The organism is Pseudomonas sp. TE24901, from assembly GCF_054058375.1.
This window is the reverse complement of sequence record NZ_JBSSAF010000013.1, coordinates 1-21,999: the sequence shown is the minus strand read 5'-3', so window position 1 is coordinate 21,999 and position 21,999 is coordinate 1. Positions and strand designations below refer to the sequence as shown.

18 protein-coding genes are annotated in these 21,999 nt (G+C 61.0%); 5 read left to right on the top strand and 13 right to left on the bottom strand.

The genetic code is table 11. The annotated features are described in order from the left end of the window. The first annotated feature begins 2 nt into the window (after positions 1–2). Together pcaD and pcaC are read left to right on the top strand one after the other, a co-directional pair. A complete protein-coding gene (gene pcaD, locus ACVWVP_RS23670; RefSeq protein WP_178925687.1) occupies positions 3–794 on the top strand; it encodes a 3-oxoadipate enol-lactonase in 792 nt (263 codons plus the stop codon). 111 nt (positions 795–905) lie between these two features. Then, a complete protein-coding gene (gene pcaC, locus ACVWVP_RS23665) occupies positions 906–1,301 on the top strand; it encodes a 4-carboxymuconolactone decarboxylase (protein ID WP_178925686.1) in 396 nt (131 codons plus the stop codon). 128 nt (positions 1,302–1,429) lie between these two features. Here the strand turns inward: pcaC and ACVWVP_RS23660 are convergent, their stop codons facing one another. The 3 genes from ACVWVP_RS23660 to ACVWVP_RS23650 all read right to left on the bottom strand — a co-directional run bounded on the left by ACVWVP_RS23660 (position 1,430) and on the right by ACVWVP_RS23650 (position 5,438). Then, positions 1,430–2,329: a polysaccharide deacetylase family protein gene (locus tag ACVWVP_RS23660; RefSeq protein ID WP_457408365.1), complete on the bottom strand. Its 900-nt coding sequence runs from the start codon at positions 2,327–2,329 to the stop codon at positions 1,430–1,432. A 117-nt stretch (positions 2,330–2,446) separates the two neighbouring features. After that, complete coding sequence (locus ACVWVP_RS23655) at positions 2,447–3,850, bottom strand: M91 family zinc metallopeptidase (protein WP_457408363.1); 1,404 nt, start codon at positions 3,848–3,850, stop codon at positions 2,447–2,449. Positions 3,851–4,187: 337 nt separating this feature from the next. Then, positions 4,188–5,438 carry an OprD family porin gene (locus ACVWVP_RS23650; protein ID WP_259171764.1) on the bottom strand — a complete coding sequence of 417 codons (1,251 nt, stop codon included), beginning with the start codon at positions 5,436–5,438 and terminating at the stop codon, positions 4,188–4,190. A gap of 284 nt (positions 5,439–5,722) precedes the next feature. On the opposite strand from ACVWVP_RS23650, the gene ACVWVP_RS23645 reads away from it, so the two are divergent. Next, on the top strand, positions 5,723–6,202 hold the full coding sequence (locus ACVWVP_RS23645) for a hypothetical protein (RefSeq protein ID WP_457408359.1): 480 nt from the start codon (positions 5,723–5,725) through the stop codon (positions 6,200–6,202). A gap of 61 nt (positions 6,203–6,263) precedes the next feature. On the opposite strand, the gene ACVWVP_RS23640 is transcribed toward ACVWVP_RS23645, so the two are convergent. The 5 genes from ACVWVP_RS23640 to ACVWVP_RS23620 form a co-directional block, all read right to left on the bottom strand. After that, the gene (locus tag ACVWVP_RS23640) at positions 6,264–7,874 is read right to left on the bottom strand and encodes a J domain-containing protein (protein ID WP_457408356.1); all 1,611 of its coding nucleotides are present in this window, start codon (positions 7,872–7,874) and stop codon (positions 6,264–6,266) included. An 11-nt stretch (positions 7,875–7,885) separates the two neighbouring features. Continuing rightward, positions 7,886–9,583 (bottom strand): molecular chaperone HscC, encoded by a 1,698-nt coding sequence (locus tag ACVWVP_RS23635; RefSeq protein WP_259171762.1) that lies wholly within the window; start codon positions 9,581–9,583, stop codon positions 7,886–7,888. Between the two features lie 249 nt (positions 9,584–9,832). Further along, complete coding sequence (gene adeC / locus ACVWVP_RS23630; protein WP_457408354.1) at positions 9,833–11,290, bottom strand: AdeC/AdeK/OprM family multidrug efflux complex outer membrane factor; 1,458 nt, start codon at positions 11,288–11,290, stop codon at positions 9,833–9,835. After that, on the bottom strand, positions 11,287–14,448 hold the full coding sequence (locus ACVWVP_RS23625) for an efflux RND transporter permease subunit (RefSeq protein ID WP_178925679.1): 3,162 nt from the start codon (positions 14,446–14,448) through the stop codon (positions 11,287–11,289). Before ACVWVP_RS23625 ends, adeC begins: the two co-directional genes overlap by 4 nt. A gap of 3 nt (positions 14,449–14,451) precedes the next feature. Beyond that, positions 14,452–15,600 (bottom strand): efflux RND transporter periplasmic adaptor subunit, encoded by a 1,149-nt coding sequence (locus tag ACVWVP_RS23620; RefSeq protein ID WP_259171761.1) that lies wholly within the window; start codon positions 15,598–15,600, stop codon positions 14,452–14,454. A gap of 265 nt (positions 15,601–15,865) precedes the next feature. Here ACVWVP_RS23620 and ACVWVP_RS23615 point away from each other — a divergent pair, with 265 nt between their 5' ends. Further along, positions 15,866–16,498 (top strand): TetR family transcriptional regulator, encoded by a 633-nt coding sequence (locus ACVWVP_RS23615; protein ID WP_056857447.1) that lies wholly within the window; start codon positions 15,866–15,868, stop codon positions 16,496–16,498. Between the two features lie 234 nt (positions 16,499–16,732). Here ACVWVP_RS23615 and ACVWVP_RS23610 read toward each other — a convergent pair whose 3' ends face one another. The 3 genes from ACVWVP_RS23610 to ACVWVP_RS23600 are packed head-to-tail and all read right to left on the bottom strand — an operon-like array spanning position 16,733 to position 19,327. Beyond that, positions 16,733–17,788 (bottom strand): alkene reductase, encoded by a 1,056-nt coding sequence (locus ACVWVP_RS23610; protein WP_457408351.1) that lies wholly within the window; start codon positions 17,786–17,788, stop codon positions 16,733–16,735. Positions 17,789–17,819: 31 nt separating this feature from the next. Beyond that, positions 17,820–18,986, bottom strand: coding sequence for an MFS transporter (locus ACVWVP_RS23605; protein ID WP_178925676.1), 1,167 nt, complete (start codon positions 18,984–18,986; stop codon positions 17,820–17,822). A 14-nt stretch (positions 18,987–19,000) separates the two neighbouring features. Further along, complete coding sequence (locus tag ACVWVP_RS23600; protein ID WP_176994783.1) at positions 19,001–19,327, bottom strand: ArsR/SmtB family transcription factor; 327 nt, start codon at positions 19,325–19,327, stop codon at positions 19,001–19,003. A gap of 154 nt (positions 19,328–19,481) precedes the next feature. Here ACVWVP_RS23600 and ACVWVP_RS23595 point away from each other — a divergent pair, with 154 nt between their 5' ends. After that, entirely contained in the window at positions 19,482–20,066 is a 585-nt protein-coding gene (locus ACVWVP_RS23595) for an acyl carrier protein phosphodiesterase (RefSeq protein ID WP_178925675.1), read from the top strand. A gap of 91 nt (positions 20,067–20,157) precedes the next feature. On the opposite strand, the gene ACVWVP_RS23590 is transcribed toward ACVWVP_RS23595, so the two are convergent. Then, the gene (locus ACVWVP_RS23590) at positions 20,158–20,949 is read right to left on the bottom strand and encodes a lysophospholipid acyltransferase family protein (protein ID WP_178925674.1); all 792 of its coding nucleotides are present in this window, start codon (positions 20,947–20,949) and stop codon (positions 20,158–20,160) included. Next, a complete protein-coding gene (gene olsB / locus ACVWVP_RS23585; protein WP_259171758.1) occupies positions 20,949–21,704 on the bottom strand; it encodes an L-ornithine N(alpha)-acyltransferase in 756 nt (251 codons plus the stop codon). Before olsB ends, ACVWVP_RS23590 begins: the two co-directional genes overlap by 1 nt. Between the last annotated feature and the right edge of the window lie 295 nt (positions 21,705–21,999).

Here is a 21,999-nt window from a genome sequence, read left to right as displayed (position 1 = left end):
CCGTGGCCTTTGTACAACTCGCCGAGGGCGAACTGCATTACCAACTGGACGGCCCTGAGGGGGCACCGGTGTTGGTGCTGTCCAACTCCCTGGGCACTGATCTGCATATGTGGGACATCCAGATTCCGGCCTTCACCGAGCATTTCCGTGTGCTGCGTTTTGATACCCGTGGCCACGGTAAATCCCTGGTCACCGAAGGCCCTTACAGTATCGAGCAACTGGGGCACGACGTGATCGCGCTGCTGGATGCGCTGGATATTCAGCGTGCGCATTTTTGCGGCCTGTCCATGGGCGGTTTGATTGGCCAATGGCTGGGGATTAACGCGGGCGATCGCTTGAACCGCCTGGTGGTGTGCAACACCGCCGCCAAGATCGGCACGCCCGAAGTGTGGAACCCACGCATTGAAATGGTACTGCGCGATGGCGCGGCGGCCATGGTCGCCCTGCGTGATGCATCGATTGCGCGGTGGTTTACCGCTGATTTTGCGGCGGCCAATCCGGACCAGGCCAAGCAGATCACCGACATGCTGGCGGCCACTTCGCCCGAGGGCTATGCCGCGAACTGTGCGGCGGTGCGGGATGCGGATTTCCGTGAGCAACTGGCGTCGATCCAGGTGCCGACCCTGGTGATTGCCGGCACTGAAGATGCCGTCACACCGCCTGCCGGCAGTCACTTTATCCAGGCCCATGTGCGAGGCGCCGAGTACGCCGAGTTCCCTGCGGCGCACCTGTCCAACGTCCAGGCCGGCGCCGCGTTCAGCACGCGCGTCCTGGCATTTCTGTCAGCCCAATAATGGAGTGAGCGGGCTTGCCCCACGCGGCGGTGTATCAGGTTGATTTGAAGTGCCTGGCACACCGCGGCGCGGGGCAAGCCCGCTCACTACAGGTGTAGAGGAGTACTTTTTTTGGACGAGAAACAACGTTATGCCGAGGGCCTGCAAGTGCGCCGCGAAGTGCTGGGCGATGCCCATGTCGACCGCAGCCTCAATGCCCTGACCGAGTTCAACAGCGAGTTCCAGGCAATGATCACCCGCCACGCCTGGGGCGACATCTGGACCCGCCCCGGCTTGCCGCGGCACACCCGCAGCCTGATCACCATCGCCATGCTGATCGGCATGAACCGTAACGAAGAACTCAAGCTGCACCTGCGCGCCGCCGCGAGCAACGGCGTGACCCGCGCTGAGATCAAGGAAGTGCTGATGCAGAGCGCGATCTACTGCGGGATTCCGGCGGCGAACGCGACGTTTCACCTGGCTGAGTCGGTGTGGGATGAGCTGGGCGTAGAGTCCCGCGAAGCCTGAATTGAAATGCGGTCAACCTGTGGGAGCTGGCTTGCCTGCGATAGGATCACCCTGGTCTGCCTGACAGACCGAGGTGCTTGCATCGCAGGCAAGCCAGCTCCCACAGAAAAGCTCATTTAACCGTGGGGTCAGCGGGTATCGGCATCCCACACCCAATTCCACACGCCGGGCAGGTGCACCGGCTCATTCACGTCCTTGACCGTGCGCGCCAGCGCCGCCCGCTGAAGCTGGGCCGTGTCGGTATAGAACGGCTCGGCCGCCGTCTTCATGCCATTGATCCGCGCGCTGTCCAGCAGGATCTGCAGGTATTCCTGCATATGCCGTGCGGTGTAGCGGTTGATGTCGTGGAACGTCACCACCACCGGGATCACCCCGTCCACCGTCGGCAGCTCACCCAAGGCAATGTGCTCACGCAACACCGACAATTGCCGGTACAGGTTGGCGCGGCGACGCGGGCTGCCATTGAAGCCCCAGATCTTGCCATCGTTGGCGCTCAGGTCGGTCAGCAGCACGTGCATGCCGTGGCGTTGGTAGGCGGCGAAGGTGCGCTTGTCGTAGTTCCAGAAGGGCGGGCGCACCAGATTGGGCGGGCTGCCAGTGATCGCGGCAATGTCCGCCGCACCCTGGGTGAGGGTGCTTTCCAGCTCGGCATCATTCAGCCAACGGTGATTGGTGTGAAACGCCGTCGCCGTGTGGAAGGCCAGGATGTGCCCGGCGGCGTATTCACGCTCCATGGTCTTGTGACCGCGCGGGTTGCCGCCGGAGCGTGAGGCTTCGGTCTGCAGGAAAAACACCGCCTTGATGCCCGGCAGTATCGGGTTGTTCGCCAGGTCAGCCACCACCGAGCGGCTCGGGTTGTTGTAGCCCGACGCGCTGGGGCCGTCATCGAAGGTCAGCAGAAAACGGATCGGTGCCTGGGCTTGCAGGCGTTGCTCGGTCTGCGGCGTCAGGGCGATGGGCGCGCCGATGCAGCCGCTGAGGCACAGTGCCATGGCCAGGAGGGCAGACGCGAAGGCGAGGGATTTCATGGTGTGCACGGGCTCGAATATAGGCCGCTGCTGGGTAGATCAGCAGCGGCAGGCGCGCACCATACAGCAAGATCGGCTGTGTGAGGTTACAGGCTGACAGACGAGCACCCGTTAGGGTCAACCCACGTATTGGCCTCGCAGCGGCTTGCCCATTTCCTTATTCAACGTATTCTCGGTGAACGGCTCCGGATTGGTTGCGGTGGGCGGCGTAGAGGGGTCGTTATCGAAGTCGAAGGGCGCTGTTTCAGTCGGTAGACCTATGGCCTGCAGTTCGGCGTTGGCTGGGCCTAAGCGGCTGGGGTTGTCGGCTGACCGGGCACTTAAACCTGGCAGGAATGTTCCGTTAGCACCGTTCCAGGCATGCACCATCTCATGGTAGAACTGGATAATAGGCGACGTGTTCTGGGTACTTTGTTCGATATGGGTCGGGTTAAAGTAGATCGTAGCGCTGTTCGCCACGGACCCCGGCTTACCATCCTTGATAGCCCCCTTCCTTGGGTCGCTCCGTTTGATGTCCGCCCGTTCCTCTTCGTTCAGTGCATCCAGCTCGGTATTTGAGAATGTGTAAGTAGTGGCGTACTTATCGTCCTGCTCAATATTGACCGGCGCTCCATTGCGCTCGGCCGCCTGATCCATAGCCTCAAGCATTTCTTTCCCGGCGGGCGAGGCACGGAGTAGTTCCAAGTCGTCTTCAACCCGTTGCTTGAACGCGTCCGAACCCTTGATGTTGAAAGCTTTGCGACCTGCGTCGTTCGGATTGACTGTTGTGACGGTCGATTGTCCGGCATTGATCAGGCGATCTCCGTCGGTGGCATAGATGCGCGCTTTTCGGAAGTTGGCCCACACAGTGTCGCGCCCCTTTCCTGTGTAGACAATGTTGTTGTCATAAGGGACCAGTACGTCGTTTCCGAGGCCACCGTTCAGTACTGCAGTGCCATCGCCCCCGTGCAATTGGTCGTCGTCTTCACCGCCATCCAGATGAGTTGTCTTATCGGAAGGGCCGGAGCCGGCATACATACGATCCTTGCCTTTGTTGCCGTACATAACCGAAGGCCCGGTGCCGGCAATCATGGTGTCATCACCCTCGTTGCCTTCGGCATAACCCGCGCCGCTGCCAAGTCGAATGTGGTCGTTGCCGCGGCCTCCATAAACTTCAGTGGTTCCGCCTCCGGCTTGAACGGTGTCATCGCCATCGCCTGCGTCGATTTTCACTTCAGTGGTGACATTGGGGTCAATCGTTATATTGTCGTTGCCGCCTCCGGATTTGATCTGAAGATTGAAGAAAGGCTTTGGCTGATTCTGGGACGAAGAATCAGGGGCGCCGTCAGACGGGGCGAAGGTGTAAACCCGGCCATTCACATTGACGCTTAGTTGCCCATCTGGACGTTGACCGACATGAATATTGTCCGAAGCGTCACCCGTTTCAAGTATCAGCGTGTTTCCCATGACTACAGGTTTTTTCGGGTCTTCAGCGTATTCGAGGGTCTTGCGGCTGGCTCGCAGATTACCGTCATCCAGCAATACCTGTGTCTTTGGGCGTATGTGGGGATTGTCGAAGGGGTGTTTAGACGCTGCAGTATCCGTGGATGGGGCTGACGGCGGTGGGGGTGTCAATTGAGGTTGTTGTTGAGTGATTGAGTTCATCGGGAGGCCACCTGTTGTTATCCTTTGTTGTTTGTCCTAGCCAGCGCATGCGGCGGCCAGGATGCCTATCAGTGGATATTTTGCAGGTGACAGTTCCCTCTACCCTTGACGATAGGTACTACAGCAATCTCTTAAGAGTTCTCCGTTGTACCTATCCGAAAGGGCGCGTATATGGGTATCAAAGATGCGGTGCGATCGTTCGATACCCGCCGGTTCACAGCAAACTGATCGGGTAACTGACGATCAACCGGTTTTCATCGAACTCATTGTTGCTGTAGTCGCGGCGCATGCTCGAATTGCGCCAGCGTACGTTGAGGTCGCGCAGTGGCCCGCTTTGCACCGTGTAACCCAGTTCACTCTCGCGGCCCCATTCCTTGCCATCGGTGACGGTGCCGGTGTGTACGTTGCTGCCGCTGATGTAGCGGTTCATCAGGGTCAGCCCCGGCACGCCGAGGGTGACGAAGTTGAAGTCGTGGCGCACTTGCCAGGATTTTTCCTGGGCATTGTCGTAGCTGGCGTTGTAGCTGTCGTTGGCCAGGGTGCCGCCGCTGGTGCCGTTGACGCGCATCCAGGCGCTGTTGCCGGTGAGTCGTTGCAGGCCGACGTAGAAGGTGTTGCCACCGTAGCGCGCCGAGAACAGGCCGGACCAGGTCTTGTTGTCCAGTTCCCCGGCGCGGGCGCTGCCGTCGTCCTTGCCGTAGAAGAAGCCGAGGTTGGCGCCCAGGGTCCAGTCGCCCACGGGTTGGCTGTGGGTCAGGTTGAGGTATTGCTGGCTGTAGATGTCCTTGAGCTGGGCATTCCACAGGCCGACCTGGGTGCGTTTGTCGTTGAACGCGTATTCCAGGCCCTGGAAGTTGAAGCGGTCGGAGGTGAAGGCGGTTTTACCGAACATCGACATATCGCTCATGCTGCTGTCGTCACGCGGGCTGTTGGCGCGGAACTGGCCGCCGTACAGCGTCAGGCCGCTGATTTCCTTGGAGGTGATCTGCCCGCCGCGCAGGGTTTGCGGCAGGGAGCGGCCATCGTCGGAGCGCAGGATCGGCAGCACCGGCATCCACTCGCCGACCTTCACTTCGGTCTTGGAAATGCGCGCCTTGAACGCCACGCCCAGGCGCCCGAACTCATCGGCGGGCCGACCGTCGTGGTCCAGCGGCAGCAACTGCGTACCGCCCGTGCCGCGTCCGCCGTCGAGCTTGAGCGAGTACAAGCCGAGCACGTCCACGCCGAAACCCACGGTGCCCTGGGTGAAGCCGGACTTGGCGTCGAGGATGAAACTCTGCGTCCACTCCTGCGCGCCGCCCTGGGCCTTGGTCGGGTTGGTGTAATTGCGGTTGAAGAAGAAATTGCGCAGGTTGAGGTTGGCGCTGGCGTCTTCGAGAAAGCCGTGTTCTTCGGCGACGACGGGTAGGGTAACGCACGCGACAGCGGTCGCCAGCACGAACTGGCGCGGGTGGAGAATGCTCATGGTGTAGGACCTGTTGTTATTGGGGTTATGCAGGTGCCGGCCATGGTGCGTGGGAGGGCGGAGGGGGTTCAATTGGGCAAATTTGTTTCTGGGCGGTGATCGAACGAAATTGATCTAATAGGTCTTTGTCATAAGTTATTTGTTTATAACTTGAATTTAAGTCCAGTTTTTTAACTTTGAATGAGGGGGTTGAATCGTCAACCTGTTAGATTTGACAGTTGCCGATCCGAAATCCGCAGCTATAGTGTCAGTGCTGACTCAATGTTAAATGTGAGGGTGCTGATATGGATAAGTCTCTGGGGGCTGGAAGTGAGTTTGGTGAGGGTAAGGTAGTCCCTGTTTTTTGTGAGTTTGTTATCACGAAGGATGGCGAAGGTTACGATGTGCGTCATTGGGATGATGTCTATTACATTCGGTATCCCAACTCCGACTTTTTCATCCGATGCAGACCGCCAGAAGGTGGGCCCTTCGAGAGCCTCGAATTCCGCGGGAATCCACTCAAGTCCTATACGTCATACCGGATTTCGGGTGAGGTGCAAGAAGGGCAGGTAGGTGTGAATTTTGTATTGCCCGAGTTTGCGGCAGGCGGTCACTCAGATCCTGAGGGAACATTTAAAGTAGGCCAAATCAATGGCGAGGGATTAGGTGCTTGGTTTATTGGTGAGTTTGAGTTCTCAGTTGTGCATTTTTTGTCTGAAAGCAAAGAAGTAAAATATTCAATAAAAAGCTCGGCGTTTCAAGTTCAAGTAAATCAGGTCGCTTAAATGTTTTGTACTTAAATAAAAGCTCGCACTTGATGAAAGCATCATGGACGAGCTTTAACTGCTAACGCGGTAGTGTTAGATGAGTCCAGGGAACCGCCGGCAAGTAATGCTGGGCCGCAACAATCGCGCTCACCATCACCACCAGGAACACCACCTGCAGCGGGCTCCAGAACGCCCAGTGCAAACCGTTCAGCCACGGGTAGCCGTGGCTGAACGCCTGGCTGATGTGGCCGATGCGTTTTTTATGCAGCAGGTTGATCAGCACCATGCCGGCGTAGGTGACCATGCCCAGTACGCCGAGCATCAGCCCGCAGGCTAGCAGCATGACGGCCTGCGGCACGCCGTGACGTATCACCAGCCAATAACTGTTGGGGTTGAACCGCTTGGGCACCAGGCGCTCGGTCAGCCACAGGTCCGGGACCTTGAAGGTCGAACTCATGCCCGCCCACAGCTGTGTGACGCGAAAGCCAATACCGGCCGGTACGAACGCCATCATCATGAAGATCACGATCGACATCAGGTCCATGCGGTCGGGTTTGTCGTGGGCGATGCTCAGGCCGAGGCCCAATGCAAAGACGGCCCACAGTCGGATAAACACCTGGGTGTAGATCGGCCGAGGGACAAATCTGCGCCAGAAAAACAGGTCGTCTTGCGGCACGCGTTCAGCCAGTTGCGGGTAGCGCCAGGTCAGTGTTTCGGCCAGGTGCTGGCACGCGTTCCACTCGTTTTCGCCGAACTGGTCGATGATGCGTTTGTGTTGGGTGGCCGACATCGGTGTGAGCAACAGCCGTGCCGCCAGCGCATCCGGGGACGTACGCCGAGGGTCCTGGGCCTTCTCTTGGAGGTTGGCGAAGAAGCTTTCCTGCTCGCAGCGCGAGACCAGCTGGCGCCACATCCACGCGGGTTCCGGGAACACGCCTTTCTGGTCGTCCCAGCCGAACGCCTGGCACACCCGCTCGAACAGCGGCACGCTCCATTGGGTGTCGTAGAGCAGTTGCAGGACGATGCGTTGCCACTGTTGCTGCAGGTCGAACACGCGCAGCCAGGGCTGGGTGTTGTACTGCGTGAGTTGGGTGATGAATTCGCGTTCGGCCTTTTGCTCCAGCAGCTCCTGCAAAGTTAGGCGGTAGTCCTGCAGCAGTTCGGCACTCAGGGCCTCGTGCTGCCAGGGCGTCATGCTCACCTGTTGCCAGGGCGTCAGCCATTCCAGGTGCTGCACCGCCCAACGGGCGATGGCGCTGCGCTCGCCTGGCGCGTCGAAGCAGTGGCGCAACAGACCGTCTTGAAAGGCGTCGGCGCACCCTTGAAGTTGGGCGTGGGCCCAGCGTTCATCGAGGTTGTGCACGTTGAGGCCGGCGAGTAGGGCTTGGGCCGGGCTCGGTGCTGGGGCGTCGAACGGCGCAGGGCTGAGCGGGCGCACGTCCATCAGTTCGGCCAGGTCGTTGAGGTTGGCGTAGGCCGGTTCGGCGATAGGCGCGTGAACGGTCTCCTCGGCCTCGTCGTCCGTGCGCCAGCGTGCTTCATTCAACGCTTCTTCGTAGGCTTCGCGCAGGCGCTGGAAACCTTCGGGATCATCGTCCGGCCGGCAGCCCTTGAGCAGGCGCGCGTAGGTGCGCTTGATCGTGCGCTCGTCGGCATCGTCTGCCAGTTGCAACACTGTCCAACAATCCATGTTGTTTTCCCTTAGCGCCAGAACCCGTTGTCGAGGTGTTCAAGTTGGCGGGTGAGTTCGCTGCGGGCCTCGCGGATACGGCGTTCGTCCTGCGTGTCGAGCACCTGCTGGAACTGCGCCGCCCAGTGGCCGAGCTGTTCGCGCACCTCACCGAGGCTTTCCTGGTAGAGACGTTCGAGGCGGGCGACCAGCACGGTGTTGACCTGTTGGTCGCGCGGGTGAACCTTCAACTGCGCCAGGGCTTGCAGGCGTTGCTGGATTTCCTCCGGGCTCAACACGCCAGGGTTGTTCTCGATGACCAGTGAGTGTTGCTCGCCGGTCAGCGGGATCTTTACCTGGGCTTCCAGCAAGCCGTTGTTGTCGTAGGTGAAACGCACGTCCAGCGAGACTTCGCCGGCCTTGCGCTTGGGCACCGCGATGTCCAGTTGGCCGAGTTCGATGTTGTCTTTGACCAGGCGGCTTTCGCCTTGGAAGATCTTGAGCAGCACCTGGCTCTGGTTGTCATGCAGGGTCACGACCGTCTTGACCCGGCTCACCGGCACGCTGCTGTTACGTTCGATCAACGGCAGGTAGTGGCCGCTTTCGATATGGCCGCCGTACTGGTTCGAGGTCTCGATGCCCAGGGTGTAGGGGCAGACGTCGGTGAGCACCACCTCTTCAAGAGCCGCCGAGCGGGCTTTCAGCGCCGCCTGAATCGCCGCGCCGTGGGCGACGACCTGATCCGGGTCGAGGCTGATGGACGGGAAGCGCCCGAACAGGCCGGCGGCGAGCTTGCGCACCAGCGGCATGCGCGTGGTGCCGCCGACCAGCAGGATCTCATCGAGGTCGCCGACACGGATCCGCGCATCACGCAGGGCGCGTTCGATCGGGGCGCGCAGGCGTTCCAGCAGGGGCGTATAGAGCTTGGCGAGTTCCTGCTGGGTGATGGTCTTGACCCATTGCTGGCCGTCGACGCGCAGGCTGAACTCGGCGCTGTCGTCCTGGCCCAGGGCCTTGCGTACGCGCTCGGCTTCGCGGCGCAGGGCTTGCAGCACGCTGCGGGTGGGCGGGAAGCCTGGGGCGTTGCGCTGGCTGTCGACGAAGTGTTCCAGCAGCAGGGTGTCGAAATCTTCACCGCCAAGGAAGTTGTCGCCGGCGCTGGCACGCACTTCCATCACGCCGTCGAACAGCTCAATGATCGACACGTCGAAGGTGCCGCCGCCCAGGTCGAACACCAGGAACGAGGTTTCCTTGTCACGCTGGTGCAGGCCGTAGGCCAAGGCGGCGGCGGTGGGTTCGTTGATCAGTTTTTCAACGTTGAGCCCCGCCAACTCACCGGCGATGCGCGTGGCCTTGCGTTGGCCGTCGCTGAAGTAGGCGGGCACGCTGATCACGGCGTCGGTGACGGTCTGGCCGTAGGTGCGCTCGATGTCTTCCTTGAGGCTCTTGAGTACCAGCGCCGAGAGTTCTTCGGGGCGGAACGAGCGGTCGCCCAGGCGCACTTCAGTGGCGCTGCCCATGTAGCGCTTGAACAGCGAGGTGGTCAGGTGCGGGTGGGTGTGCAGGCGTTCCTTGGCGGCTTGGCCGACCAGGACGCGGCCTTGATCATCCAGGCCGACCACACTGGGGGTCAGCAGCTGGCCAAGGGCATTGGGCACCATTTCGGCGGCATCGCCGCGCCAGACGGCGGCCAGGCTGTTGGTCGTCCCCAGGTCGATTCCTACGATCATTACGACAAGCTCCCTCTGTGGTCTGTAAGAATCTGTTACCAATTTTACCCTGAAGGGTTGGGCGAAAAGCAAGGCAACAACGCAACGCCGATCACCTGTAGGAGCCGGCTTGCCGGCGATAGCGGTGTGTCAGGTAGTGTTGTTCACAGGGAAAGACCGCCATCGCTGGCAAGCCAGCTGCTACAGAGAGCGGCGGGCATAAAAAAACCGCTTCCGGTGAGGGAAGCGGTTTGGTGTACAGCGCTGCTATCAGAACAACTTCAACGGCGGCGCTTCTTCTTTCAGCGGCTCGTTCTTGGCCGTCTGCTCGTTCCAGCCACCGCCGAGGGCCTTGTACAGGTTAACCTCGCTGGTGAGCTGCGCCAGGCGGTCGGTGATCAGCGATTGCTGGGCACTGAACAGTTGGCGCTGGGCGTCGAGGAACGTCAGGTTACTGTCGACACCAATGCGGTAGCGACGCTCGGCCAGGCGGTAGTAATCCTGGTTGGCCGCGACGAAGCCACGTTGGGCATCCAGCTGCTGCTTGTAGGTCTCACGCGCGGCGAGGCCGTCGGAGACTTCCTGGAAGCCGGTCTGGATGGCCTTCTCGTAGTTGGCCACGTTGATCTCTTTCTGGATCTTCGAGTAGTCCAGGCTTGCGCGCAGGCTACCAGCGTTGAAGATCGGGATGTTGATCTGCGGGGCGAACGACCAGGTACCCGAACCGCCCTTGAACAGGCCGCCCAGGGTCGGGCTGGCGGTGCCGGCGCTGGCCGTCAGGCTGATACTCGGGAAGAACGCTGCCCGGGCTGCACCGATGTTGGCGTTGGCGGCCTTGAGGTTGTACTCGGCCTGCACGATGTCGGGACGACGTTGCAGCAGGTCCGAAGGCAACCCGGCGGGCACTTCGCTGAGCAGGTTATCCGCCAGCGGCTTGCTGGTGATGTTGGCCGGCAAGCCGGTGCCCAGCAGCAGGGTCAGGCTGTTTTCGTCCTGGGCCACCTGGCGCGTATAACGTGCCAGTTGCACGCGGGCGTTTTCCACCGAGGTGCGCGCCTGGCTGAGGTCGAGGGCCGAGGCCACGCCGACTTCATTGCTGCGCGAGGTCAGCTTGTAGCTCTGCTCGAACGCGCCCAGGGTGTCCTGGGTGAGCTTGAGCAGCTCTTTGTCGGCCTGCCAGGTCAGGTAGGCGTTGGCCACGCTGGCCACCAGGCTGATCTGGGTGCTGCGCCGTGCTTCTTCAGTGGCGAAGTACTTCTGCAGGGCTTCTTCGCTCAGGCTGCGCACGCGACCGAACAGGTCCAGCTCATAGGAGCTGATACCCAGGCCGGCCGAGTATTGGCTGCTGATGGTCGATTCGCCGGTCTGCGACAGCTTGGCCGGGGTACGCGAACGGCTGCCGCTGCCCGTGGCCGAGACGGCCGGGAACAGATCGGCGCGCTGGATCTGGTACTGCGCGGCGTAGGCATCGATGTTCAGGGCCGCGACACGCAGGTCGCGGTTGTTCACCAGTGCGGTCTGGATCAGCTGTTGCAGGGCAGGGTCATGGAAAAACTGCTTCCAGCCTTGCTCCGCCGCGGCCTGGCTCGGCGCCTGGGCCGACGAATACGCCGGCCCCTGCGGGAACTGGGCGGCCACCGGCGCCTCAGGGCGCTGATAGTCAGGTATCAGCGAGCAGCCACTGAGCACGAATGCGGTGACGGCTAAGGAGAGTAGCGACTTGCTCATTGGCCAGCCTCTTTAGGAGTTTCAGTAGTGTCTTTCTTTTTACGTTCGCCAGCCGAGGACACGGTTGCATAGAACAGTGGCACCCAGAAGATCGCCAGCACGGTGGCGGTGATCATACCGCCAATCACGCCGGTACCGATGGCGTGCTGGCTGCCCGAACCGGCACCGGTGGAAATCGCCAGGGGCAGTACGCCGAGCATGAACGCCATGGAGGTCATGATGATCGGACGCAGACGCATGCGGGACGCCTCGATGGCCGCCTCGACGATGCCCTTGCCTTGTTCATGCAGCTCCTTGGCGAACTCGACGATAAGGATGGCGTTTTTCGCCGCCAGGCCCACCGTCACCAACAAGCCCACCTGGAAGAACACGTCGTTGGACAGGCCGCGCAGGCTGGTGGCGATCAATGCACCGATCACACCCAGTGGCACCACCAGGATCACCGCGATCGGGATCGACCAGCTTTCATACAGGGCCGCAAGGCACAGGAACACCACCAGCAGCGACAGCGCGTACAACGCCGGAGCCTGGGAGCCGGACAGGCGCTCTTCGTACGACAGGCCGGTCCAGGCGTAACCCACGCCGGCTGGCAAGTCTTTGGCGATACGCTCGACTTCCGCCATCGCGTCACCGGTACTGTAGCCCGGTGCCGGAGTACCGAGGATTTCCATCGCCGCTACACCGTTGTAACGCGAGAGCTTCGGCGAGCCGTAGATCCACTTGCCCGACGAGATGGCCGACAACGGCACCATCTTCCCGGAGTTGCTGCGCACGTACCATTTGTCCAGGTCTTCCGGGGACATACGGCTGGCGGCGTCACCCTGCACGTACACCTTCTTCACACGACCACGGTCGATGAAGTCGTTGACGTAGCTGCCACCCAGGGCAATCGCCAGGGTCTGCTGGATGTCCGACAGGCTGATGCCCTGGGCGCTGGCTTTTTCGTCGTCAACGGTGAGTTCGTATTGCGGCTCATCGTTCACGCCGTTGGGGCGCACGCCCGCCAGGACCTTGCTTTGCGCTGCGGCACCGAGGAACTGGTTACGTGCAGCCATCAGCTTCTCGTGGCCGACGCCACCCTGGTCTTGCAGGAACACGTCGAAACCGGTGGCGTTACCCAGCTCCAGAACCGAAGGCGGCACGATGGCAAAGACCATAGCGTCCTTGAAAGCCCCGAAGAAGTAACCCTGGGCACGCTTGGCCACTTCAAATACCGACTGGGTGGCATCACGCTCGCCCCACGGCTTGAGCATCACGAACGCAAGGCCCGAGCTCTGGCCACGGCCGGCGAAGTTGAAGCCGTTCACGGTGAACACCGACTTCACGGCCTTGCCTTCGCCAGGCTCGCCTTCCTTGTCGTTGAGCAGGAAGGCGCGCATGTCGTCGATGACCTTCTGCGTGCGCTCAGCCGACGAACCGACCGGCGTCTGCACCTGGGCAAAGATCACACCTTGGTCTTCCTCGGGCAGGAACGCGCTAGGAATACGGGTGAACATCCAGATCATGCCGGCCAGGATCAGCGCGTACACCAGGAACGCCGGGATCTTGTGCTTGATCATGTTGCCGACGCCACGCTCGTATTTCAGCACGCCGCTGTCGAAGGTACGGTTGAACCAGCCGAAGAAACCGCGCTTGGGTTGGCCGTGCTTTTCCGGGTCGATGTCCTTGAGCATGGTGGCGCACAAGGCGGGGGTGAAGATCAGGGCAACCAGTACCGACAACGCCATCGCCGACACAATGGTGATGGAGAACTGCCGGTAGATCACACCCGTGGAACCGCCGAAGAAGGCCATCGGCAGCAGTACCGCCGACAGTACCAGGGCAATACCCACCAGGGCGCCCTGGATCTGGCCCATGGATTTGATCGTCGCCTCTTTAGGCGACAAATGCTCCTCGGCCATCACCCGCTCGACGTTTTCCACCACAACGATGGCGTCGTCCACCAGCAAGCCGATGGCCAGGATCATGCCGAACATGGTCAGGGTGTTGATGGTGAAGCCAAAGGCCGCGAGGATCCCGAACGTACCCAGCAATACCACCGGAACGGTCATGGTGGTGATGATGGTGGCGCGGAAGTTCTGCAGGAACAGGAACATCACCAGGAACACCAGCACGATCGCTTCGACCAGGGTGTCAACCACACCGGAGATCGATTCGGTCACAACAGGGGTGGTGTCGTACGGCACTACGGCCTTCATGCCTGGCGGGAAGAACGGTTCCAGAGAGGCCACGGTGGCGCGGATAGCCTTGCCGGTGTCCAGGGCGTTAGCGCCTGCTGCCAGCTTGATCGCCATGCCGGAAGCCGGCTTGCCGTTGAACTGTGCACTGATGCTGTAGTTCTGGCCGCCCAGCTCGATCCGGGCAACATCGCCCAGTCGAACCTGCGAGCCGTCGGCATTGACCTTCATCAGGATCTTGCCGAACGCTTCAGCGGTTTGCAGGCGGGTCTTGCCGATGATGGTGGCGTTCAGTTGGGTGCCGGGCAGGGCAGGCAGGCCGCCGAGTTGACCGGTGGCCACCTGGACGTTCTGGGCCGCGATGGCGTTGCTGACATCCACCGGCGTGAGCTGGTAGTTGTTCAGCTTGGCCGGGTCGAGCCAGATGCGCATGGCGTACTGCGAACCGAAGACCTGGAAGTCACCCACACCCGCGGTACGCGAGATCGGGTCCTGGATGTTGGACACGATGTAGTTGGACAGGTCGTCCTTGGTCATGCTGCCGTCTTCCGACACCAGACCGATCACCATCAGGAAGTTCTTCACCGACTTGGTCACGCGGATACCCTGCTGCTGCACTTCTTGCGGCAGCAGTGGGGTCGCCAGGTTCAGCTTGTTCTGCACCTGAACCTGGGCGATGTCCGGGTTGGTACCCTGGTTGAACGTCGCGGTGATGGTCATGCTGCCGTCGGAGTTACTGTCCGAGGCTACGTAACGCAGGTTGTCGATACCGTTGAGCTGTTGCTCGATCACCTGCACCACGGTGTCCTGCACGGTTTGTGCAGAGGCACCCGGGTAGGTCACCTGGATATCAATGGCAGTTGGCGCGATGGCCGGGTACTGGTTGATGGGCAACTTCAGGATCGACAGTGCCCCGACCAGCATGATCACCAGGGCAATTACCCAGGCGAAAATGGGACGGTCGATAAAAAATTTAGACATGGGTTACTCCCCTTTGCCCGTAGTGGCAGCAGGAGCAGCAGCGGTTCCAGCAGGCTTGGCGTTATCGGCGTCCTTGACCTTGACTTCGATGCCCGGCTTGATGAATTGCAAGCCTTCGGTGATCACGCGGTCACCGGCGTCCAGGCCTTTTTCCACCAGCCAGTAGGCGCCGGCTGTACGGTTGGCGACCAGTACGCGTTGCTCGACCTTGTTGTCCTTGTTCACGATCAGCGCAGTCGGAATGCCCTTGAGGTCGCGGGTCACGCCTTGCTGAGGGGCGAGGATGGCCTTGCTGTTCACGCCGGCTTGCAGTTGGGCGTGTACGAACATGCCCGGCAGCAGGGTGTGGTCAGGGTTGGGGAACACGGCGCGCAGGGTCACGGAGCCGGTGGTCTGGTCAACCGACACTTCGGAGAATTCCAGCTTGCCGTCCTGGGCGTAGGAACTGCCGTCTTCCAGGGTCAGCTTGACCTTGGCCGCGTTGTCGCCGGCTTTCTGCAGTTGGCCGCTTTCCAGGTCGCGGCGCAGTTTCAGCATTTCGGCCGAGGACTGCGTGACGTCGACGTAGATCGGGTCCAGTTGCTGGATCACCGCCATGGCGTCGGTCTGGCCGTTGCTGACCAGTGCGCCTTCGGTCACCGAAGAACGGCCAATACGCCCGGAGATCGGCGCGAACACTTTGGTGTAGCGCACGTTGATCTGGGCGGTTTGAACGTTTGCTTCGGCGGTCATGCGGTTGGCGACGGCGGTGTCGTATTCCTGACGGCTGACGGCTTGTTCATCGACCAACTGCTTGTAGCGGTCGGTGATGGACTTGGTCTGGGTCAGGCTGGCTTGCGCGCTTTTCAGGGTGGCGTCATACACCGACGGGTCGATCTGGTAGAGCTGTTGCCCTTCCTTCACGTCGCCGCCTTCCTTGAACAGGCGCTTGAGAATGATGCCGTTGACCTGTGGGCGAACTTCCGCAATGCGGTAGGCGGTGGTGCGGCCTGGCAGTTCGGACGTCAGGGTAAAGGCTTGCGGTTGAATAGTGACCACGCCGACCTGAGGGGTTTGAGCGGGCGGAGCCGCTTCTTCCTTTTTACATCCGCTGAGCAGCGATGCCAGGGCGACGGCAGTAACCAGAGCGGTAACAGCTGGCTTAAGTTGCATGAAGATCCTCGGGTCAGGCGCGCAGACTGCGCACAAGAAGTGTGGAAGGGTAAAAAACAAGCCGTGAGTAGATAAGTAGCTTGCTACGCAATATACTTACGTTCACGGTTGTTTGTAAACTCTTGACAGGCTTCGCGAAATGTTGACAAAGCAGCTCCCAAAGCCTCGATTTTAGTACGTTCGGCGCCCATGACGGCGTCGTCCCACAATTATTCAGATGATGGTCCAGCACCATCCACAGTGTCCTGATAGAGGTTTTACTGCCATGGTTCGTCGCACCAAAGAGGAAGCTCAGGAAACGCGCAGCCAGATTCTCGATGCCGCCGAGCAAGCCTTTTACCAACGCGGTGTCGCGCGGACCACGCTGGCAGACATCGCTGCGCTGGCGGGCGTGACGCGGGGGGCCATCTACTGGCACTTCAGCAACAAGTCCGACTTGCTCCAGGCGCTGCTCGACACGCTGCACGAGCCGCTGGACGAGTTGGCCCGGGCGAGTGAAAGCGAGGATGAAGTCGACCCGCTGGGCTGCATGCGCAAGTTGCTCATTCATCTTTATCATCAAGTGGCACTGGACCCGAAAACCCGGCGCATCAACGAAATCCTGTTTCATAAGTGCGAGTTCACCGATGAAATGTGTGACATGCGGCGTCAACGCCAAACCCACAGTCTTGAGTGCAACCTGCGCATCGGGCTGACATTGCGCAACGCGGTCCATCGCGGGCAACTTCCGGAAAACCTGGACACAACCCGCGGCGCGGTGTGCATCCATGCCTACATTCACGGGCTGATCGGCCAGTGGCTGCTGGTGCCCGACAGCTTCCAATTGCATCAGGATGCCGAACGCTGGGTGGATGCAGGGTTGGACATGCTGCGCTTGAGCCCCAGCCTGCGCAATTAAGACAAAATGCGTAATTGCATCCAGTTGTGTCAACAGTAAAGCCCAGAGGCAGTCAATCGCCCCTTCGACTGATAGGTGGGGTGACTTTATATACGGGCTGGCGGGCGGTTGATAGGTAGCCGCCTAAGTATTTTGTAGCGATTTTGTTGCAAGGCTGTGAAGGAATGTTTCCCAGCGCCAATGAAAAAGCCCCGGTTCCTGCGAACCGGGGCTTTTTCGTTTCAGCGGGTTACATCAGATCGCCAGCGTCGGGTAGTCGATGTAGCCGACAGGGCCTTTGCCGTAGAAGGTTTCCGGGTGCGCTTCATTCAATGGCGCATCGGCCTTCAAGCGAGCCGGCAGGTCCGGGTTGGCAATGAACGGGACGCCGAACGCCACTGCGTCAGCCTTGCCCGCTGCCAGCCAGGCGTTGGCGCTGTCCTTGGTGAAGCGTTCGTTAGCGATGTACGGGCCGCCGAAGGCTTTTTTCAGTTGTGGGCCGAGGCTGTCGGCGCCTTCTTTTTCACGGGAGCAGATAAACGCGATGCCGCGCTTGCCCAACTCGCTGGCCACGTAGGTGAAGGTTTCTGCCAGGTTGTCGTCGCCCATGTCGTGGGAGTCGGCGCGTGGTGCCAGGTGCACACCCACACGGCCTGCGCCCCAGACTTCGATGGCAGCGTCAGTCACTTCCAGCAGCAGGCGCGCACGGTTTTCCAGGGAGCCACCGTAGTTGTCGGTACGCTTGTTGGTGCTGCTCTGCAGGAACTGGTCAAGCAGGTAGCCGTTGGCACCGTGGATTTCTACACCGTCAAAGCCGGCGGCCTTGGCGTTTTCGGCACCGGTGCGGTAGGCGTCGACGATGTCGGCGATTTCAGCGGTTTCCAGGGCGCGTGGAGTTGGGTAGTCGGCCAGCGGGCGAACCAGGCTGACATGGCCTTTGGGCTGGATCGCACTCGGGGCCACCGGGCTTTCGCCGTTCAGGTACGACTCATGGGAGATACGGCCCACGTGCCACAGTTGCAGGAAGATCTTGCCGCCTGCGCCGTGGATAGCCTTGGTCACATTGGCCCAGCCGCGCACCTGGTCGTTGGACCAGATGCCCGGGGTGTCCGGGTAGCCGACGCCCAGGGGCGTCACGGAAGTGGCTTCGCTGAGGATCAGGCCCGCAGAGGCGCGCTGCACGTAGTACTCGGCCATCAGCGCGTTGGGTACACGACCGTCATCGGCGCGGCAGCGGGTCAGCGGTGCCATGATGATGCGGTTCGACAGTTCCAGGTCGCCCAGTTTGATGGGATCGAAAATCGTCGTCATGGGATAACACCCTTCTCTTTAAGTGGATTGATCAGTGGGTCGCAGGGGCCAGGTCGGCATCGCCGCTCTGACGGAAGGTAATCAGGGTCACCAGCAGCGCGAGGATCGCCAGGGCGGCCGCGGCCAAGGGCACGCTGGTCAGGCCGAAACCGTGGGCGATCACCGTGCCGCCGACCCAGGCACCGAGGGCGTTGCCGATGTTGAATGCGCCGATGTTCAGGGTGGACACCAGGTTCGGTGCCGCCTTACCGAAGGTCACCACGTTGATTTGCAGCGCCGGCACGGCGGCAAACGAAGCGGCAGCCCACAGGAACAGGGTGATTTCAGTCGGGATCACCGCAGCACTGGTCCAGGTCAGCAGGGTGGAGACCACCGCCATGCTGGCGAACACGCCGAGCAGGGTGGCCGCCAGGCGCTTGTCCGCCAGCTTGCCGCCGATGATGTTGCCCACAGTGAGGCCCAGGCCGATCAGCAACAGGGTCCAGGTCACGCCTTTGGGCGACACGCCCGTCACATCGCCCAGCAGCGGTGCGACGTAGGTGAAGAGGGTGAACATCGAGGCGGAGAACAGCGCGGTCATGGTCAGCGACAACCAGATGCCGGCGCCCTTGAGGGCCTTGAGTTCGGCGCGCATGTCGAGTTTTTCTTCGTCACGTTTGGCCGGCAGGAAGCGGATCAGCCCGATCAGTGCCACAACGCCAATCACGGTCACAGCCCAGAAGGTCGAACGCCAGCCGGCTTCCTGGCCCAGCGCGGTACCCAGTGGCACGCCCAGCACGTTGGCCAGGGTCAAACCGGTGAACATCAAGGCCACGGCCGAAGCCCGCTTGTTGGCCGGCACCAGGTTGGCCGCTACCACAGAACCAATCCCAAAGAATGCACCGTGGCACAGCGCGGTGACCACACGGGCAAACATCAGCACGTTGTAGTCACCTGCCAGGGCGCAGAGCAGGTTGCCAATAATGAAGATCCCCATCAACGCTACCAGGGCGGCCTTGCGCGGCAGCTTGGCGGTGGCCAGTGCCATGAAGGGCGCGCCGATGGCCACGCCCAGGGCGTAGCCGGTTACCAGCCAGCCGGCGCCGGGGATCGATACGCCCAGGTCCGTCGCCACATCGGGCAGCAGGCCCATGATGACGAACTCGGTGGTGCCGATGGCGAAGGCGCTCAGGGCCAGTATGAGTAGCGAGAGGGGCATTATCGTTTCCTTGGTTACAGCGGTTCGCTGATGTCGGGGGTTAGCTCAGTGATGAGCGCATCGAGGAACGCGCGAATGGTGTCCTCGTTGCGTTTGAAAAAGTTCCACTGCCCGGCCTTCTGGCTGCTGATCAAACCCGCCCGTTGCAACGTGGCCAGGTGGGCCGACACGGTCGACTGGGACAAGCCGCAGCGCTGGTCGATCTGCCCAGCGCAGATGCCGTATTCGTGGTTGTGCACTTGCTCGGGGAATTGCACTTTCGGGTCTTTCAGCCAGTTGAGGATGTCTCGCCGTACTGGGTGCGCCAGGGCTTTTATTATTTCGTCGAGGTCGATGGACATGGCAGGTGCTCGGTGTCGTGCAGCGTTATATCGCGATGAGGCGAACTTTAAATCGTTGTATCCCGATATACCAATATGAATTTGATCTGAGTCCAGCTCAAATCGGTATATCGGGTTATAACGATACGTTGATGGCAGTGATAGACTGCGCACCATGAATTATCTCGCACATCTGCACCTGGGCGGCCAACTTCCTGCGCAACTGCTGGGGAGTTTGTATGGCGACTTCGTCAAAGGCCGCCTGCAGGGCCAGTTCAGCCCGCAAATCGAGGCGGCAATTGCGCTGCACCGCAGCATCGACCGTTTCACCGACAGCCACCCGTTGGTAGGGGAGGCACTGTCGCGTTTCACCCTGACCCGCAAGCGCTATGCCGGGATCGTCCTTGATGTGTTTTTCGACCATTGCCTGGCGCGGGATTGGGCGCTGTATGCCGACCAGCCGCTGGAGCATTTCACATCGCAGGTGTACCGCGTATTGGCGGCCGAGCCGCAATTGCCGGGGCGACTGGCGCAGATTGCGCCGTGGATGGCGGCGGATGACTGGTTGGGGTCGTATCGCGAGTTTGCGGTGATGGAGCAGGTGTTGCGGGGGATTTCGCGGAGGCTGTCGCAGCCGGAGGAATTGGGGTTTGCAATGCAGGAGTTGCGCGAGCTTTATGAGCCGTTGAGCGAAGACTTCCGGATCTTCTATCCCGAGCTGCAGGCCTTTGCACAAAAACAACTGACCACTGAGGTCTAAATGTGGGAGCTGGCTTGCCTGCGATGGCGTCGGTGAATTCAACACCGCCATCGCAGGCAAGCCAGCTCCCACATGTTTAACCGTGCCCGCTTTAAGCCGCGAATGCCGGTCGAACCGCGATTGGCTCTGCTTCCGGCACCGGCCCAAACAACGCCTTCTGCACCGCCTGCTGCGCCTGGAACGCCAGCGCCGCACGCTCCTGCCCGGCACAGGCAATCGGCTTGAGCACATGGATTTCCACATCGCCCTGGTCATTGGCAAACAGCCGCATCAGGTGCGACAGCAAATCATCATCGCCAATAAACGGTGCCAGCGGGTCCACCTGGCCGTCACGCAGGTAACGGATCGCCACCGGTTGCAGCGACACCTCGGCATCAATCGCGCTGGCCAGCAAACGCCCGTGGAAGGTGCGCAGGCTGCGCCCGTCGGTGGTGGTGCCCTCGGGGAACATCAACAGCGGGTGCTGTTGCTCCAGATGGCGGGTCATCTGCTTGCGGATCAATTGGCTGTCGCCCGAACCGCGGCGGATGAACAAGCTGCCGGCCTTGGCCGCCAACCAGCCGGCCACCGGCCAGGTGCGTACTTCGGCCTTGGACAGGAACGACATGGGCGTGACCATCCCCAACAGCGGGATGTCAGTCCAGGACACGTGATTGCTCACCCACAGCATCGGGGTTTGCGGCAACTCGCCGTGCACCGTCACGCGAAAGGGCAGGGCGTTGGTCAGCCGCGCCATGAAAAACCGCGACCAACGCTGGCGCCGTACCATCGAGTTGGCAATGCCTAAGCGCTCGAACACACCAAACACACTGGCCATGCTCAAGCCCAGCGCCACCACCAGCAGCACGCGGGCAATGCGCCCGTACACCCGCAGGCGGCTCATCACATTGCAGCCTTGAAGTGGCGTGCATAACGCGGGCACAACTCGTCGCGCTTGAGCAGGATGAACACGTCGGCCACCTGGAAGTCTTCATCCCAGCACGGCTCGCCGCAGATCTTCGCGCCCAGGCGCATGTAGGCCTTGAGCAAGGGCGGCATCTCGGCAATCACGTTGGACGGTAGGTCCAGCGCCGGCAAGGGCTTCTTCGGTTCGGCGCGCAGGTGTTCGTTGCACAGGTAGCGTTCGCGCAGGCGCTGCATGATCGCATGGGCCTGGATACCGCCGTCGTGCATCGGGATGCTCGCGCAGCCCATCAGGTAGCTGTAGCCGCCCTGGTTCAGCACCTCGGCCAACTCGCCCCAGAGCACCGCGATGGTGCCGCCGTTGCGGTAGGCCGGGTCGACGCAGGTACGGCCGATTTCCAGGATCGGGCCTTGCAGGTGGAGCAGCCCGTGCAGGCTGAATTCTTCTTCGCTGTAGAAACGACCCAGGGTGCTGGCGGCCGCGTGGTCGAGCAAGCGGGTGGTCGCCACCAGGCGGCCAGTGTTCAAGTCCCGCACGCCGATGTGGCTGCAGTGAACATCATAGTCATCCATGTCCAGACCCTGTTCCGCACCTTTCAGCTTGGCGTTGAACTCGCCGCTGAACACGTTGAAACGCAGGGCCTGGGCTTCCTGCAATGCCGCTGCGCCAATCAGGCGTTCGGCTTGCAGACGGCGTTCATTGCCGGTGTCGCTGATGCGGGCGATCTGAGTCATGGCGAATCTCCGAGTGCCAGCCACTGTTCGGCCGGTCGACTTGTTTGTCCAAACTCAGGCTATGTAGGCTCGGTGTCATCTCCATGAAGTTCCGGTGACGGTTGGATGACAGGGGGCTTATCCGTTATTTCGGTGATGGCTACTTAGGGTTCCGCTCTTACAGCGGCTCACTTTTGATAGAGCGCAAAAGTAAGCAAAACGCTCTTGCCCCAACACTCGGCACCTCGCCTAGGCTCGGTGTGCCCGTAATCCGACAGTGATTTGGGGGGCCGCCGCCACGCGCCATCCATGGCGC